This is a genomic window from Pseudomonas sp. LBUM1648 (assembly GCF_059716145.1).
This window is the reverse complement of sequence record NZ_CP166808.1, coordinates 4,795,930-4,811,380: the sequence shown is the minus strand read 5'-3', so window position 1 is coordinate 4,811,380 and position 15,451 is coordinate 4,795,930. Positions and strand designations below refer to the sequence as shown.

Annotated in this window: 17 protein-coding genes; 16 read left to right on the top strand and 1 reads right to left on the bottom strand. The window is 60.4% G+C overall.

The window, feature by feature from the left end:
• Positions 1 to 50 precede the first annotated feature (50 nt).
• The 4 genes from ACA043_RS21770 to ACA043_RS21755 all read left to right on the top strand — a co-directional run bounded on the left by ACA043_RS21770 (position 51) and on the right by ACA043_RS21755 (position 3,222).
• On the top strand, positions 51 to 710 hold the full coding sequence (locus ACA043_RS21770; RefSeq protein WP_187677815.1) for a transglutaminase-like domain-containing protein: 660 nt from the start codon (positions 51 to 53) through the stop codon (positions 708 to 710).
• A 43-nt stretch (positions 711 to 753) separates the two neighbouring features.
• Positions 754 to 1,377 (top strand): glutathione S-transferase family protein, encoded by a 624-nt coding sequence (locus tag ACA043_RS21765; RefSeq protein ID WP_497657906.1) that lies wholly within the window; start codon positions 754 to 756, stop codon positions 1,375 to 1,377.
• Between the two features lie 136 nt (positions 1,378 to 1,513).
• Positions 1,514 to 2,446 (top strand): ABC transporter ATP-binding protein, encoded by a 933-nt coding sequence (locus tag ACA043_RS21760; protein ID WP_489878991.1) that lies wholly within the window; start codon positions 1,514 to 1,516, stop codon positions 2,444 to 2,446.
• Complete coding sequence (locus tag ACA043_RS21755; RefSeq protein ID WP_187677812.1) at positions 2,443 to 3,222, top strand: ABC transporter permease; 780 nt, start codon at positions 2,443 to 2,445, stop codon at positions 3,220 to 3,222. The genes ACA043_RS21760 and ACA043_RS21755 overlap by 4 nt, the downstream gene beginning before the upstream one ends.
• A gap of 85 nt (positions 3,223 to 3,307) precedes the next feature.
• Here ACA043_RS21755 and ACA043_RS21750 read toward each other — a convergent pair whose 3' ends face one another.
• On the bottom strand, positions 3,308 to 3,826 hold the full coding sequence (locus ACA043_RS21750) for a DUF2062 domain-containing protein (RefSeq protein WP_187677811.1): 519 nt from the start codon (positions 3,824 to 3,826) through the stop codon (positions 3,308 to 3,310).
• A gap of 136 nt (positions 3,827 to 3,962) precedes the next feature.
• On the opposite strand from ACA043_RS21750, the gene ACA043_RS21745 reads away from it, so the two are divergent.
• From ACA043_RS21745 to ACA043_RS21690, 12 genes are all read left to right on the top strand, one after another.
• Positions 3,963 to 6,197 (top strand): DNA internalization-related competence protein ComEC/Rec2, encoded by a 2,235-nt coding sequence (locus ACA043_RS21745; protein WP_497657905.1) that lies wholly within the window; start codon positions 3,963 to 3,965, stop codon positions 6,195 to 6,197.
• Between the two features lie 101 nt (positions 6,198 to 6,298).
• Complete coding sequence (gene pocA / locus ACA043_RS21740) at positions 6,299 to 6,934, top strand: flagellar polar localization protein PocA (RefSeq protein ID WP_167394894.1); 636 nt, start codon at positions 6,299 to 6,301, stop codon at positions 6,932 to 6,934.
• Entirely contained in the window at positions 6,931 to 7,359 is a 429-nt protein-coding gene (gene pocB, locus ACA043_RS21735) for a flagellar polar localization protein PocB (RefSeq protein WP_489878993.1), read from the top strand. The genes pocA and pocB overlap by 4 nt, the downstream gene beginning before the upstream one ends.
• Positions 7,359 to 8,369, top strand: a complete 1,011-nt coding sequence (lpxK, locus tag ACA043_RS21730) for a tetraacyldisaccharide 4'-kinase (protein WP_401270138.1) — start codon at positions 7,359 to 7,361, stop codon at positions 8,367 to 8,369. The genes pocB and lpxK overlap by 1 nt, the downstream gene beginning before the upstream one ends.
• A 22-nt stretch (positions 8,370 to 8,391) precedes the next feature.
• Complete coding sequence (locus ACA043_RS21725) at positions 8,392 to 8,577, top strand: Trm112 family protein (RefSeq protein ID WP_187677807.1); 186 nt, start codon at positions 8,392 to 8,394, stop codon at positions 8,575 to 8,577.
• Entirely contained in the window at positions 8,574 to 9,338 is a 765-nt protein-coding gene (gene kdsB, locus ACA043_RS21720; RefSeq protein ID WP_187677806.1) for a 3-deoxy-manno-octulosonate cytidylyltransferase, read from the top strand. Before ACA043_RS21725 ends, kdsB begins: the two co-directional genes overlap by 4 nt.
• Positions 9,338 to 9,802 carry a low molecular weight protein-tyrosine-phosphatase gene (locus tag ACA043_RS21715; RefSeq protein WP_305439152.1) on the top strand — a complete coding sequence of 155 codons (465 nt, stop codon included), beginning with the start codon at positions 9,338 to 9,340 and terminating at the stop codon, positions 9,800 to 9,802. Before kdsB ends, ACA043_RS21715 begins: the two co-directional genes overlap by 1 nt.
• Positions 9,799 to 10,818: a UDP-N-acetylmuramate dehydrogenase gene (gene murB / locus ACA043_RS21710; protein WP_497657904.1), complete on the top strand. Its 1,020-nt coding sequence runs from the start codon at positions 9,799 to 9,801 to the stop codon at positions 10,816 to 10,818. Before ACA043_RS21715 ends, murB begins: the two co-directional genes overlap by 4 nt.
• A 245-nt stretch (positions 10,819 to 11,063) precedes the next feature.
• Positions 11,064 to 11,534, top strand: coding sequence for a (2Fe-2S)-binding protein (locus ACA043_RS21705; protein ID WP_123466814.1), 471 nt, complete (start codon positions 11,064 to 11,066; stop codon positions 11,532 to 11,534).
• Complete coding sequence (locus tag ACA043_RS21700; protein ID WP_497657903.1) at positions 11,531 to 13,852, top strand: xanthine dehydrogenase family protein molybdopterin-binding subunit; 2,322 nt, start codon at positions 11,531 to 11,533, stop codon at positions 13,850 to 13,852. Before ACA043_RS21705 ends, ACA043_RS21700 begins: the two co-directional genes overlap by 4 nt.
• The gene (locus tag ACA043_RS21695; RefSeq protein WP_489878998.1) at positions 13,852 to 14,832 is read left to right on the top strand and encodes an XdhC family protein; all 981 of its coding nucleotides are present in this window, start codon (positions 13,852 to 13,854) and stop codon (positions 14,830 to 14,832) included. Before ACA043_RS21700 ends, ACA043_RS21695 begins: the two co-directional genes overlap by 1 nt.
• On the top strand, positions 14,829 to 15,419 hold the full coding sequence (locus ACA043_RS21690) for a nucleotidyltransferase family protein (RefSeq protein WP_497657902.1): 591 nt from the start codon (positions 14,829 to 14,831) through the stop codon (positions 15,417 to 15,419). Before ACA043_RS21695 ends, ACA043_RS21690 begins: the two co-directional genes overlap by 4 nt.
• Positions 15,420 to 15,451 lie beyond the last annotated feature (32 nt).

The window sequence follows — 15,451 nt, the reverse complement described above, 5'->3', positions numbered from 1 at the left end:
TGTGCTTGAGCTGTCGCTAGACTCGGGGCTCACCCAGGAGATCTGTCGTCATGCACGAGTATCTGAGTCCCGGCCGCTTCATCGATAGTGACCACCCGGCGGTGGTGGAGTTCGCCGAAATGCATCGTGGTGCCAGCCGCGATCCACTCGCGCAGGCGGTCAGTCTGTATTACGCGGTGCGTGAGGCGGTGCGCTACAACCCTTACACCTTCAGTCGCGATCCGCAAACGTTGCGCGGCAGCTATGCGCTGGCGACAGGGGAAAGCTACTGCGTGCCGAAAGCCACGCTGCTCGCCGGGTGTGCTCGACATTGTGGAATCCCGGCGCGCATCGGTCTGGCCGATGTCCGCAATCATCTGTCGACCCCGCGTCTGCTTGAGCTTCTGAAAAGCGATATGTTCGCCATGCATGGCTATACCGAGTTGTTTCTCAATGGTCGCTGGGTCAAGGCAACACCGGCGTTCAACCAGAAACTCTGCGAATTGTTCAATGTGGCACCGCTGGAGTTCGACGGCATCAACGACAGCGTTTTCCACCCGTTCAACCGTGACGGTGCGCAACTGATGGAGTATCTGGTCGATCACGGCCAGTTCGCCGATGTGCCGGAAACCTTCTTCTTTGAACACCTGGAGAAGTGCTATCCACACCTGTTCGGTGATCATCAGCCGCAACTGTTGGGTGACATGCACAGTGATGTCAGGCTCGTCTGATCCGGCGTATGCTGCCTGCCCACTCATTTGCAAAGAGGCGGTCATGCTGAAGATCTGGGGACGGAAAAACTCATCGAATGTCAGGAAGCCACTGTGGGCTGCCGAGGAATTGGGCCTGGCTTACGAGGCGATTGATGCCGGTGGTGCGTTCGGCGTGGTCGACACGCCCGAGTACCGCGCGATGAACCCGAACGGTCGGGTGCCGGTGATTGAGGATGACGGCTTCGTGCTGTGGGAATCCAACGCCATCGTCCGCTATCTGCTGGCCAAACATGCGCCCGATAGCGCGTGGTATCCGGCGGATGCGCAGGCCCGGGCAACCGCCGACAAGTGGATGGACTGGACCACCTCGAGTTTTGCCGGGCCGTTCCGCACAGTGTTCTGGGGCGTGTTGCGTACCCCGGTGGACAAACAGGACTGGCCCGCCATCAATGCGGCGATTAAAGAATGTAATGAGTTGCTGAGCATGGCCGATCAGGCACTTGCCAGCCAACCGTACTTGTCCGGCAACGAAATCGGCATGGGCGATATTCCGCTCGGCAGTTTCATTTATGCCTGGTTCGAGATGCCTATCGAACGCGCGGCACAACCGAATCTGCAAGCCTGGTACGAGCGCCTGAAACAGCGTCCGGCGTATCAGAAAGCAGTCATGACCGCGTTGACTTAATACCTACTATCGACACACTTGACTGTACTTGTGCGGCGACGGCAAGCACCATTGCGCTCGTGCGCCGCGGTTGTATCCCTCGCCGCCCGCCCTTATTTATGTCTTTCTTCCCTTCACCATGGTGCGTAAATCAGATATGAGTTCCGCTCTGTCCATCCGGCAGCTAACCAAAACCTACGGCAACGGGTTCCAGGCCTTGAGTGGTATCGATCTGGACGTCGCCGAAGGTGACTTCTTCGCCTTGCTCGGCCCCAACGGTGCCGGCAAATCCACGACCATCGGCATTCTCTCGACCCTGGTGAACAAGACCAGCGGCACGGTGAATATCTTTGGCAATGACCTGGACAAGAACCCGGCAGCGCTCAAGCGCTCGATCGGCGTGGTGCCCCAGGAATTCAACTTCAACCAGTTCGAAAAAACGTTCGATATCGTCGTGACCCAGGCCGGTTACTACGGCATTCCGGCGAAGATCGCCAAGGAACGCGCCGAGCAGTACCTGACCCAGCTCGGCCTGTGGGACAAGCGTGATGTGCCGTCGCGTTCGCTGTCCGGCGGCATGAAGCGTCGCTTGATGATTGCCCGTGCGCTGGTGCATGAACCGCGCCTGCTGATCCTCGACGAACCGACTGCCGGGGTCGACATCGAGCTGCGCCGTTCGATGTGGACGTTCCTCACCGAACTGAATCAGAAAGGCATCACCATCATCCTCACCACGCACTATCTGGAAGAGGCTGAGCAGTTATGCCGCAACATCGGCATCATCGACCACGGCACGATCGTCGAAAATACCAGCATGAAACAACTGCTGGGCCAGTTGCACGTTGAAACCTTCCTGCTGGACCTGAAAAACGACTTGAATGCCGCGCCGCAATTGATCGGCTATCCCGCCCGGTTGATCGACAGCCATACCCTGGAAGTCCAGGTCGACAAGTCCATGGGCATCACCGCGCTGTTCGGCCAACTGGCCCTGCAGAGCATCGAGGTGCTGAGCCTGCGTAATAAAACCAATCGCCTCGAGGAACTGTTCGTGTCCCTGGTGGAGAAAAATCTGTCGAAGGTGGCGGTATGAGTTCCGAATTCCGTCCCAACCTAGTCGCACTCCAAACCATCGTTTACCGCGAGGTCAAACGCTTTACCCGGATCTGGCCGCAGACGTTGCTGCCGCCGGCGATCACCATGGTTCTGTACTTCGTGATCTTCGGCAACCTGATCGGCCGGCAGATCGGCGACATGGGTGGCTTCACCTACATGGAGTACATCGTGCCGGGGCTGATCATGATGTCGGTGATCACCAACTCATACGGCAACGTGGTGTCGAGTTTCTTCGGCAGCAAATTCCAGCGTTCCATCGAAGAGTTGATGGTCTCGCCGGTGTCGCCGCACACGATCCTGATTGGCTACACCTGCGGTGGCGTGCTGCGCGGGTTGATGGTCGGCGTCATCGTGACCATCCTGTCGCTGTTCTTCACCCATTTGCAGGTGCATCACCTGGGTGTGACCATTCTGGTGGTGGTACTGACGGCAACAATCTTCTCGTTGCTGGGTTTCATCAACGCCGTGTTTGCACGCAACTTCGATGACATTTCGATCATCCCGACGTTCGTGCTGACGCCGCTGACCTATCTGGGGGGCGTGTTCTACTCGATCACTCTGCTGCCGCCTTTCTGGCAGACCGTATCGCTGGCCAACCCGGTGTTGCACATGGTCAACGCCTTTCGCTACGGCATTCTTGGGGTGTCGGATATCCGCATCGGCATTGCGATCACCTTCATGCTGGTAGCGACCGTGGTGCTGTATTTCGGTTGCGCGCGGTTGCTGGTGAGTGGGCGCGGGATGCGTACTTAAGAGCGCACAATATCCCTGTAGGATTGATGGCGTCAGTCCAGGCAGCACAAAAAAACGGCCTCCCATTGCGGAGGCCGTTTTGCATTCACGACATTCGTTTCTTTTTGCGCCGTGCCCATTGCCGCGCTACCCACCAGCGCCAATACATCATCACCGCGCAATAGGCGAGGGCACCAAGCACCAGCCCTACTACCACCGAACCCAGCAAAAACGGTTGCCACAACGTCGACAGCTCGCCGCTGATCCATTCCCACGTCAACTCATCCGGCAGATGCCGTGCCGGCACATCCATCAACCACGCCCCGGCCTGATAGGTGCAGAAAAACACCGCGGGCATGGTGATCGGATTAGTCAGCCAGACCAGGCTGACGGCGATTGGCATGTTGCCACGCACGATGATGGCCAGCGCTGCTGCAACCAGCATCTGCGCCGGAATCGGCAGAAACGCAGCAAACAGCCCGACCGCCATCGCGCGAGCCACCGAGTGACGATTGAGGTGCCAGAGGTTCGGGTCATGCAGCAACTTGCCGAGAAAGCGTAAGGATTTGTGTTCCCTGATGCTCGTCGGGTCGGGCATGTAACGTTTGAATAAGCGCCGGGGCATAAGGCTTCTCGGTCGGTTAAGGCGGCAAGTATGTCTGGATTCTACGAAGCCCCCATTCAGACTTTGTGACAATTGTTGACGACGGTCGTGCGAAAGAGCCGCTATGCCTAAGAGCGGGACTCTCAAGGACGGGCTTATGCGCACAGGGATGATGGCGCTGGCAGTCGGTCTGCTTGCCTCTGTTTTTATGCCGGCGTTACCGCCGGTCTGGTTGTTGCTGTTGTTGCCGATCGCCGGTTTGATGTTGCTGCCGTTTCGCAGCTATCCATTGGCTTTTTTGCTGTTTGGGTTCACTTGGGCCTGTGTCGGCGCGCAATGGGCATTGAATGATCGATTGCCGGTCAAACTCGACGGTGAGACCCGCTGGCTTGAAGGGCGGGTGGTCGGCTTGCCGCAAATCAGCGAAGGTGTGGTGCGTTTTGAATTGGCTGATGCGCGCTCGCGTCACGGCAAACTGCCGCCGCTGATGCGTCTGGCGTGGTACGCCGGGCCGCCGGTCAACAGTGGCGAACGCTGGCGCCTGGCGGTCAAGCTCAAGCGTCCTGGCGGTTTACTCAATGCTGATGCCTTCGATTACGAAGCCTGGTTGCTGGCGCAACGCATCGGCGCAACCGGCACGATCAAGGATGGCCAGCGCCTGAGCGAAGCGCGATGGGCGTGGCGCGACAGCATTCGTCAGCGTTTGCTTGAGGTGGACGCCCAGGGGCGGGCAGGCGCGTTGGCGGCCTTGGTACTGGGCGATGGCTCCGGGCTCAGTCGCGAGGATTGGCAGATCCTGCAGGACACCGGCACCGTGCATTTGCTGGTGATCTCCGGCCAGCACATCGGCATGTTGGCGGCGGTGATGTACTTGCTGGTCGCCGGGTTGGCCCGATATGGGCTGTGGCCGTTGCGTTGGCCTTGGCTGTCGTGGGCCTGTGGTCTGGCATTCGCTGCCGCGCTCGGTTACGGGCTGCTCGCCGGATTTGATGTGCCAGTGCGCCGGGCCTGCGTGATGGTCGGGCTGGTGCTGTTATGGCGCCTGCGTTTTCGCCATCTCGGCGCGTGGTGGCCGCTGTTGTTGGCGTTCAACTGCGTGCTGTTGCTCGATCCGCTAGCCAGTTTACGGCCCGGTTTTTGGCTGTCCTTCGCGGCGGTGGCGGTGCTTGTCTTCATTTTTGGCGGTCGCCTCGGGGCGTGGCGCTGGTGGCAGACGTGGACGCGGGCGCAATGGCTGATTGCGATCGGTTTGTGTCCGGTGCTGATGGCGCTGAACCTGCCGATCAGTCTCAGTGGGCCGTTGGCGAATTTGCTCGCAGTGCCCTGGGTCAGCCTGGTGGTGTTGCCACCGGCACTGCTCGGAACGTTGTTGCTGCCGGTGCCGTATGTCGGTGAGGGGCTGTTGTGGCTGTCCGGTGGTTTGATCGACTGGCTATTTCAGGGGCTGGCGGTAATCGCCGGGCACTGGCCCGCGTGGATTGCGCCGTCGATTCCCATGTGGGCGTTGGCCATCGGCAGTCTCGGTGCCGTGCTGCTGCTATTGCCCCGTGGGGTGCCGCTGCGTCCGCTGGGTTGGCCCTTGCTGATAGTCCTTGTGGTACCGCCAAGAGAGCGACTGGACGCAGGATTGGCCGATATCTGGCAGCTCGATGTTGGTCAGGGGCTGGCGATTCTGATCCGCACCCGGCATCACACCTTGCTTTACGACGCCGGGCCGCGTTTCGGTGATTTCGATCTCGGTGAGCGTGTTGTGCTGCCGGCCTTGCGCAAATTGAGGGTCGAGAAACTTGATTTGATGCTGCTCAGCCACGCCGATGCCGATCATGCCGGTGGGGCCCTGGCAGTGGCGCGCAGCTTGAAGGTGGATCGAGTCATCAGTGGTGACCCACCGGGATTGCCCGCCGAATTGAATGCCGAAGCCTGCGAAAGCGCACGCCAGTGGCACTGGGATGGCGTCAGTTTTCAGCTCTGGCAATGGTCGGATGCCCACGACAGTAATCAGCGCTCCTGCGTATTGCAGATCGAGGCTAATGGTGAGCGCCTGCTGTTGACCGGTGATATCGACACCCATGCCGAGCGCGTCTTGCTGGAAAGTCCATTGGCGGTGCCTACGCAATGGCTGCAAGCGCCGCACCACGGCAGTCGCAGTTCCTCTTCAATGGCCTTGCTCAAAGCCTTGAACCCCGACGCTGTGCTGATTTCTCGAGGCCACGGCAATTCCTTCGGGCATCCGCACCCCACCGTGCTCGCCCGCTATCGCAAACAGGGTCTGCGCATCTACGACAGTGCCGTGCATGGCGCCATTCATCTGCAACTCGGTACCTTCAAACCGCCCAGGACAATGCGCCAACACCGACGCTTCTGGCGTGATCCGCCCGCTTTTGCCCGTTGATCGGGGGGCGCACGAATGCGGCATCACGGTCGTCGGAGCGGCGGGTCTTAATCGCGAACCGGTATGGTAAAGTGGCGCACTTTTTCGAGGGGACTGTCACTGTGTGGGAATTGGTCAAATCCGGCGGCTGGATGATGTTGCCGATCATTCTGAGTTCCATCGCGGCCATGGCGATTGTCGCCGAGCGCCTGTGGACCCTGCGCGCCAGCCGCGTTACCCCCGAGCATCTGCTGGGCCAAGTCTGGGTCTGGATCAAGGACAAACAGCTCAATAAAGAAAAACTCAAGGAATTGCGCGCCAATTCGCCGCTGGGTGAAATCCTCGCGGCGGGCCTGGCCAACTCCAAGCATGGTCGCGAGATCATGAAAGAGTGCATCGAAGAAGCCGCCGGCCGGGTGATCCACGAACTCGAGCGCTACGTCAATGCACTCGGCACCATTGCTGCCATGGCGCCGTTGCTGGGTCTGTTGGGTACGGTGTTGGGCATGATCGATATTTTCAGTGCTTTTACCGGATCAGGCATGACCACTAATGCTTCGGTGCTGGCCGGCGGTATTTCCAAAGCGCTGATCACCACTGCGGCAGGCCTGATGGTGGGTATTCCGGCGGTGTTCTTCCACCGTTTCCTGCAACGTCGCATCGATGAGTTGGTGGTGGGCATGGAGCAGGAAGCAATCAAACTGGTTGAAGTGGTGCAGGGCGACCGTGACGTCGACCTGGCCGAGGGCCGCGCGTGAAATTCCGTCGCAAGCCCCGGGAAACCGTGGACATCAACCTCGCGTCACTGATCGACGTGGTGTTCATCCTGCTGCTGTTTTTCGTCGTGACCACCACGTTTACCCGCGAGACCCAGTTGCGTGTCGATCTGCCGGAAGCGGTCAGTGGTTCGCCGGCCGAAGATCAGCAGGTCAAGCAGATCGACGTCGCCATCAGCGCCGAGGGCGTGTTTTCGGTGAACAACAAGATTCTGCCGAAAAACGATCTGCCGACTTTGATGGAAGCCATGCAGAAGGAATCCAACGGTGACACCAATATGCCGTTGTCGATCAGCGCTGATGGCAAGACTCAGCATCAATCGGTGATCACCGCCATGGACGCGGCCGGCAAGCTCGGTTTCAGCCATCTGCGCATGACCACGGTCGAGGCGGCGCCCAAATCCTGATGAGCCTGTCTGATCGTTTGCTCGCCGCGTGGTATCAGGGGCACCCGGCCCTGACGCTGTTGCGGCCGCTGGAAATGCTCTATCGCCGCGTCGTCGTGGGCAAGCGTCAGCGCTTTCTCGATGGCGAGGGCGAAATCTATCAGCCGCCAGTGCCGTTGATCGTGGTGGGCAATATCACTGTCGGCGGCACCGGCAAGACGCCAATGATCCTCTGGCTCATCGAACATTGCCGACGCCGCGGTTTGCGCGTCGGTGTGGTCAGCCGTGGCTACGGCGCCAAACCGCCGCAACTGCCGTGGCGGGTCGAAGCGGAGCAAAGCGCTGACATTGCAGGCGACGAGCCATTGCTGATCGTCCAGCGCACCGGCGTGCCGCTGATGATCGATCCTGATCGCAGCGCGGCGGTCAAAGCCTTGCTCGCCAGCGAACCGCTGGACCTGATCCTGTCCGACGACGGTATGCAGCATTACCGCCTAGGCCGGGATCTGGAACTGGTGTTGATTGACGCCGCCCGGGGTCTGGGCAATAAGCGTTGCCTGCCCGCCGGGCCTTTGCGCGAGCCGATCGAACGTTTGCAAAGCGTCGACGGCGTGCTGTTCAACGGCGCGACGGACGATCGCGAGGACGGGTTCGCCTTCCGCCTGCAACCCACCGCGCTGGTCAATCTGCGCAGTGGCGAGCGCAAGCCGCTCGATCATTTTTCTGCCGGTCAAAGCGTGCATGCGGTCGCCGGGATTGGCAATCCGCAACGTTTCTTCAATACCCTCGAAGCGCTAGACTGGCGCCCAGTCCCCCATGCGTTTGCCGACCACGCCGAGTACAGCGTGCAGGCCTTGAATTTCACGCCGTCATTGCCGTTGGTGATGACCGAAAAGGACGCGGTGAAGTGCCGTGCCTTCGCTGCTGCCGATTGGTGGTATCTGGCGGTCGATGCGGTGCCGTCGCCGGCCTTTGTGGCCTGGTTCGACATCCAACTGATGCGTCTGTTACCGGACCGGCTTTTGCCTTAACTCTTTATTCCAGGGAATGTTCATGGACACCAAATTGCTCGATATCCTCGCGTGCCCTATCTGCAAAGGCCCGCTCAAGCTCAGCGCCGACAAGACCGAGCTGATCAGTAAGGGCGCCGGTCTGGCATATCCGATCCGCGACGGCATCCCGGTGATGCTCGAAACTGAAGCCCGCACCCTGACCACCGACGAGCGCCTGGATAAATGACCACAGCCTTCACCGTTGTCATCCCGTCGCGGTACGCCTCCACTCGGCTGCCGGGCAAACCGTTGCTGTTGATTGCCGGCAAGCCGATGATCCAGCACGTCTGGGAACAGGCGAGCAAAAGCAGCGCCAGCCGCGTAGTCGTCGCGACCGACGATGCGCGTATCGTCGAGGCCTGCAAGGGCTTTGGTGCCGAAGTGGTGCTGACCCGTGAAGATCACAATTCCGGCACCGATCGTCTGGCCGAAGTCGCGGCGAAACTGGGCCTTGAGGCCGACGCGATCGTGGTCAACGTGCAGGGCGACGAGCCGTTGATCCCGCCGAGCGTGATCGATCAGGTCGCCGCCAACCTTGCCGCCCACACCGAAGCGCGCATGGCCACCCTGGCCGAGCCGATCGAAGACGTGGAAACCCTGTTCAATCCGAACGTGGTCAAAGTTGTCAGCGACGTTAATGGTCTGGCGCTGACCTTCAGCCGTGCAACCTTGCCGTGGGCGCGCGATGCGTTCGCCAAGAATCGCGAGCAATTGCCAGAAGGCGTGCCTTATCGTCGCCACATCGGCATTTATGCCTACCGCGCCGGTTTCCTCCAGGATTTCGTGAGCTGGGGCCCTTGCTGGCTGGAAAACACTGAATCCCTGGAGCAACTGCGTGCCCTGTGGCACGGCGTGCGGATTCATGTCGCCGACGCGCTGATCGCACCGCCAACCGGTGTCGACACCGTCGAAGACCTCGAACGCGTTCGTCGCCTGCTGGAGGCCTGATGCGCGTTTTGTTTGTGTGCCTGGGCAACATCTGCCGGTCACCCACAGCGGAAGGCGTGTTGCGCCAAAAACTGCGTGAAGCGGGGCTGGCGGATCAGGTCGAAGTGGCCTCCGCCGGCACTGGTGACTGGCACGTCGGCAATCCGCCGGACAAACGCAGCCAGGCCGCAGCCAAAGTGCGCGGTTATGACTTGTCGGCGCAACGCGCGCAGCAGGTCAGTCGTGCCGACTTCGCCAGTTATGACCTGATCCTGGCCATGGACAACAGCAATCTGCGCAATCTCAAGGCGTTGCAACCGTCCACCGGCAAGGCGGAGCTGGATCTGTTCCTGCGTCGTTATGCCGGGTTGGTCGATGAAGTACCTGATCCGTATTACGACGGTGATCAGGGGTTCGAGCAGGTCCTGGACCTGATCGAAGCGGCCTGTGACCAACTGTTGATCGAAGTGAAGGGGCGGTTATGAGTTTGTTGGTACAACCGCAGGTTTCCCTGAAACCGTTCAACAGTTTTGGTGTGGAGGTTCGCGCGCAATTGTTTGCCGAAGCCCACAGCGATGATGATGTACGCGAAGCCTTGGCGTATGCCGAGTCCCGCGATGTGCCATTGCTGGTGATCGGTGGTGGCAGCAACCTGCTGTTGACCGCTGATATCCCGGCGCTGGTACTGCGCATGGCCACTCGCGGTATTCGCGTGATCAGTGATGACGGCAACCGCGTGGTGATCGAAGCCGAAGCCGGCGAACCGTGGCATCCGTTCGTGCAACACACCCTGGCGCAGGGGTTGTCCGGGCTGGAAAACCTCAGTCTGATTCCCGGCACCGTCGGCGCTGCGCCGATGCAGAACATCGGTGCCTACGGTGTCGAGATCAAGGATGTGTTCGCCGGGCTCACGGCGCTGGATCGCCAGACCGGCGAGCTGCGCGATTTCAGCCTGGAGGAATGCAACTTCGCCTACCGCGACAGCCTGTTCAAGCAGGAGCCGGGACGTTGGTTGATTCTGCGGGTGCGCTTCAAGCTCGACCGCGTCGCTCATTTGCATCTGGAATACGGTCCGGTGCGTCAGCGTCTGAACGAGCAGGGCATCGAACAACCGACGCCTACTGACGTCAGCCGCGCAATTTGCAGCATCCGCAGCGAAAAACTCCCGGACCCGGCGGTGCTCGGCAATGCCGGCAGCTTCTTCAAGAACCCGCTGGTGTCGGCGGCGCTGGTTGAGCAGATCAAGGCTCAACACCCGGATCTGGTGGCCTATGCGCAGCCGGATGGGCAGATGAAATTGGCCGCCGGTTGGCTGATCGAGCGCGCAGGCTGGAAAGGTTTCCGTGAGGCCGATGCCGGCGTGCATAAATTGCAGGCGCTGGTGCTGGTCAATTACGGCGCGGCGACCGGGCTGCAATTGCTCGATCTGGCGCAGCGTATCCAGAAAGATATTTCCGAGCGTTTCAATGTCGAACTGGAAATGGAGCCCAATCGTTATTGAGGCTAAGCTTTCAAGGCGCCATCCAAAGCCCTGCACTGATAAAAAGTGCAGGGCTTTTTTGTTAATGCTGGGTTAACTTAGCGAGCTAACGATACCAGCCATTTGCTCCACCAAAGGCCCGGTGCAGACGTTTTCGTCGTCGCAAGAGAGCCTGACTAGCCTGAGTCGATCTGCGAACCCACCGCTGATGTTTCCGGCGGCAGATTGCTCGACCCCATAACCTCCAAAAATATGCGGGCGTGCCCATGATTACCCTGAAACTCAACGGTCAAGACCATCCCCTCGATGTCACTGAAGACATGCCGCTGCTCTGGGCAATTCGTGACGTCGCCGGTTACAACGGCACCAAGTTCGGTTGCGGCATGGGCCTGTGCGGCGCCTGCACCATTCATATCGACGGCTTGCCCGCGCGCAGTTGCATCACGCCGATCGGCTCGGTGGTCGGGCAGAACGTGACCACCATCGACAACCTTCATGCTGACCCAGTCGGGCAAGTCGTCCAGCAGGCCTGGCTCGACAGCGCCGTGGCCCAGTGCGGTTTCTGTCAGGGTGGCCAGATCATGTCTGCCACCGCGCTACTGAAAACCAATCCGAACCCTAGCGACGAGCAGATCGAAGAAGCGATGGTCGGCAACATTTGCCGCTGCGGCACCTACAACCGGATCAAAACCGCGATCCGTCAGGCTTCCACTCATCTGAAGGAGGCCAAGGCATGAGTCGCCTACCGAATGATTTCGCCCTGAGCAACCTCAGCCGCCGTGGGTTTCTCAAAGGCGTCAGCGCCACCGGCGCGCTGGTGCTGGCGGCAAGTTGGGGCTGGCAGGATGCGTTGGCCGAAGACAAACCGAAGAAATTTGGCGCCGATGGCATGCCCAACGGCTGGATCGATGATCCTAAGGTCTACGTCAGCATCGCTGCTGACGGCACGGTAACCGTGGTGTGCAACCGTTCCGAGATGGGCCAGGGCGTGCGTACCAGCCTGACCATGGTCGTCGCTGATGAGCTGGAAGCCGATTGGGCCAAGGTCAAAGTGCAGCAGGCGCCGGGCGATGAAGTGCGCTTCGGCAACCAGGACACCGACGGTTCGCGCAGTATGCGTCACTGGTACGAGCCGATGCGTCGCTGTGGCGCCGCTGCCCGGACCATGCTTGAGCAAGCGGCGGCTGAGCAGTGGAAAGTGCCGGTCGGCGAGTGCCACGCACAGTTGCACAAAGTTCTGCACAAACCGTCCGGCCGCGAGCTGGGCTATGGCGAACTTGCCGCCGCCGCCAGTGCCTTGGCAGTACCGGCGCGCGACAGCTTGCGCCTCAAGCAGCCGTCGGAGTTTCGCTACATCGGCAAGGACGGCACCAAAGCCATCGACGGCGACGACATCGTCAATGGCCGCGCGGTTTACGGCGCCGACGTGCATTTCGACGGCATGCTGTATGCGACCATCGCCCGTCCGGCGGTTTACGGCGGCAAGGTCAAATCGGTCGATGACAGCGCTGCACTGAAAGTCCCCGGTGTGCTTAAAGTCATTCAGATCGAAAGCCGCCCGCTACCTTCAGAGTTTCAGCCATTGGGCGGTGTGGCAGTTATCGCCAGTAACACCTGGGCGGCCATCAAGGGCCGCGAAGCGCTGAAAATCGAGTGGGACGATGGCCCGAACGCCAGTTACGACTCGATTGCCTATCGCAAAGAGCTGGAAGCCGCTTCGCTGAAGCCCGGCAAAGTGGTGCGCAATACCGGCGATATCGATAAAGCCCTGAGCGGTGCTGCCAGCACCCTCGAAGCTTCTTATTATTTGCCGCACCTGGCGCAGGCGCCGATGGAGCCGATGGTTGCCATCGCCCGTTTCAAGGACGGTGTCTGCGAAGCCTGGGCGCCGAGTCAGGCGCCGCAGGTGACTCGCGAACGAATCGCTGAGCGCCTCGGTCTGCCGTTCGATAGCGTCACGTTCAATGTGACGCTGCTGGGTGGTGGTTTCGGTCGTAAATCAAAACCGGACTTCGTCGTTGAAGCCGCGATTCTCGCCAAAGAATTCCCTGGCAAAGCTGTGCGGGTGCAATGGACGCGCGAGGACGATATCCACAACTCGTATTTCCACACCGTGTCCGCCGAATACCTGAAGGCCGGTGTTGGCAAGGACGGCATGCCGTCCGGCTGGCTGCATCGCACCGTGGCGCCGAGCATCACTGCGCTGTTCGCTCCCGGTATGAACCATGAAGCGGCGTTCGAACTGGGCATGGGTTTCACCAACATGGCCTATGCCATTCCCAACGTGCGCCTGGAAAACCCCGAAGCCACGGTGCATACGCGGGTCGGCTGGTATCGCTCGGTGTCGAACATTCCCCACGGGTTCGCGATCCAGAGCTTTGTCGATGAACTGGCGCACAAGGCCGGTGTTGATCCGCTCAAGTACCAGGTCAAGTTGCTTGGCCCGGATCGACAGATCGATCCGCGCACCTTGAGCGAAGAGTGGAACTACGGCGAATCCCCTGAGCGCTATCCGATCGACACCGGGCGCATGCGCACCGTACTGGAAACCGCGGCCAAGGCTGCCGGTTGGGGTCGCAAGTTACCCAAGGGCCGGGGTTTGGGGCTGGCGGTGCATTACAGCTTCGTCACCTATGTGGCCGCAGTGATCGAAGTCGAGGTCAAGGACGATGGCACGCTGATCGTGCACAAGGCTGACATCGCCGTCGATTGCGGGCCGCAGATCAACCCTGAGCGCATCCGTTCGCAGTTCGAGGGCGCCTGCGTCATGGGCCTTGGTAACGCGGTGCTGGGTGAGATCAGCTTCAAGGACGGCAAGGTGCAGCAGGACAACTTCCATATGTACGAGGTCGCGCGCATGTCGCTGGGGCCGAAGGAAGTCGCGGTGCATCTGGTGACGCCACCGGGCGACGTACCGTTGGGTGGTGTCGGTGAACCGGGTGTGCCGCCGATTGCGCCGGCGCTGTGCAATGCGATTTTCGCGGCCACCGGCCAACGCATCCGCAACCTGCCAGTGCGTTATCAGTTGCAGGGCTGGCAGAAGGCGCAGGCGTAATGGACAGCGTCGACCTCAACGTCCTGCGCAGCGTGCTCGAATGGCGCCGCGCCGGGCAGCGGGTGGTGCTGTTCAGCGTGGTGCAGACCTGGGGCACCGCGCCTCGGTCACCCGGCGCCATGCTGGCATTGCGTGAGGATGGCGTGGTGATCGGCTCGGTGTCGGGCGGGTGTGTCGAGGATGACTTGATCGCCCGCCTGCACGACGGGCGCATCGTTACCGATGGGCCACCGGTGCAATTGATCACCTACGGCGTCACCCGCGAAGAGGCGGCGCGGTTTGGCCTGCCTTGCGGCGGTACGCTGCGTCTGACCGAGGAGCGTGTCGGTGATCCATCATGGGTTGCCGAACTGCTCGCGCGTTGCGAAGCCCATGAAATTGTTGCCCGTGAGCTGGACATTGAAACCGGTGAAGTGGTTTTGACTGGCGCCAGCAAGTCAGATTCTTTGGTGTTCGACGGCAAGGTCCTGCGCGCCATTTATGGCCCGCGCTGGCGTCTGCTGTTGATCGGCGCCGGACAGCTGTCGCGGTACGTGGCGGACATGGCGCGGTTGCTGGATTTCGAAGTGCTGATTTGTGATCCGCGCACCGAATTCGTCTACGGTTGGGAAGAGCATCACGGTCGTTTCGTCCCAGGGATGCCGGATGACGCGGTATTGAGCATTCAGACCGATGAGCGCACGGCAATTGTCGCGCTGACTCACGATCCGCGCCTGGATGACATGGCCTTGCTGACCGCCCTCGATTCGCCGGCCTTTTATGTCGGCGCGCTGGGTTCGCGGGTCAATAGTCAGAAGCGTCGCGAGAATCTGGCTCAGCTAGGTTTGTCGGAACAGGCCATCGCTCGGTTGCACGGGCCGATCGGTTTGCATATCGGCAGTCATTCGCCGGCGGAAATCGCTTTGTCCCTTTTGGCGGAAATTGTCGCGATCAAGAACGGCGTTGAATTGAAGCAGAAGAAGTCACTGGAGGGCGCATGAGTCGATCCATCGGTGTGATTGTGCTGGCGGCGGGCGAGGGCAGTCGCTTTCGCCAAGTGGCGGGTGCGGACAAGGACAAATTGCTGGCCGATTGCACCGGGCGTGATGGCGCTGTGCGCTCGGTGATCGAGCAGGTGTTGGTGAACCTGCCGGCTAGCCTCGACAAGCGCGTGCTGGTGACCACTGAGGCTCGACCGCAGGCAATGCGCATGGCGCAGGCCTATGGCTGTAATGTGGTTTCGATTGAATCGACTGGCATGGGCGACAGTATTGCTGTGGGTGTGGCGGCTTGCCCGGATGTGGATGGCTGGTTGATCGTGTTGGGAGATATGCCGTTTATCTTGCCGTCGAGCATCGAGCGGGTGGTCGCGGCGATGGCTGACGATGCGGTGAGCGTGCCGGTGCACGATGGCGAGTTTGGGCATCCAGTGGGGTTTGGTCGTTCGTTTGGTTTGGAGTTGTTGGCGTTGTCCGGTGATCGCGGGGCCAGGCCTTTGTTCAAGCAGGGAAGGGTGGTGGAAGTGGTGGTCGATGATCCGGGGGTGTTGTGGGATATCGATGTGCCTGAGGCGTTGGTGTTCAAGTAACAGCAAGATCAAAAGGCATAAAAAAGCCCCGC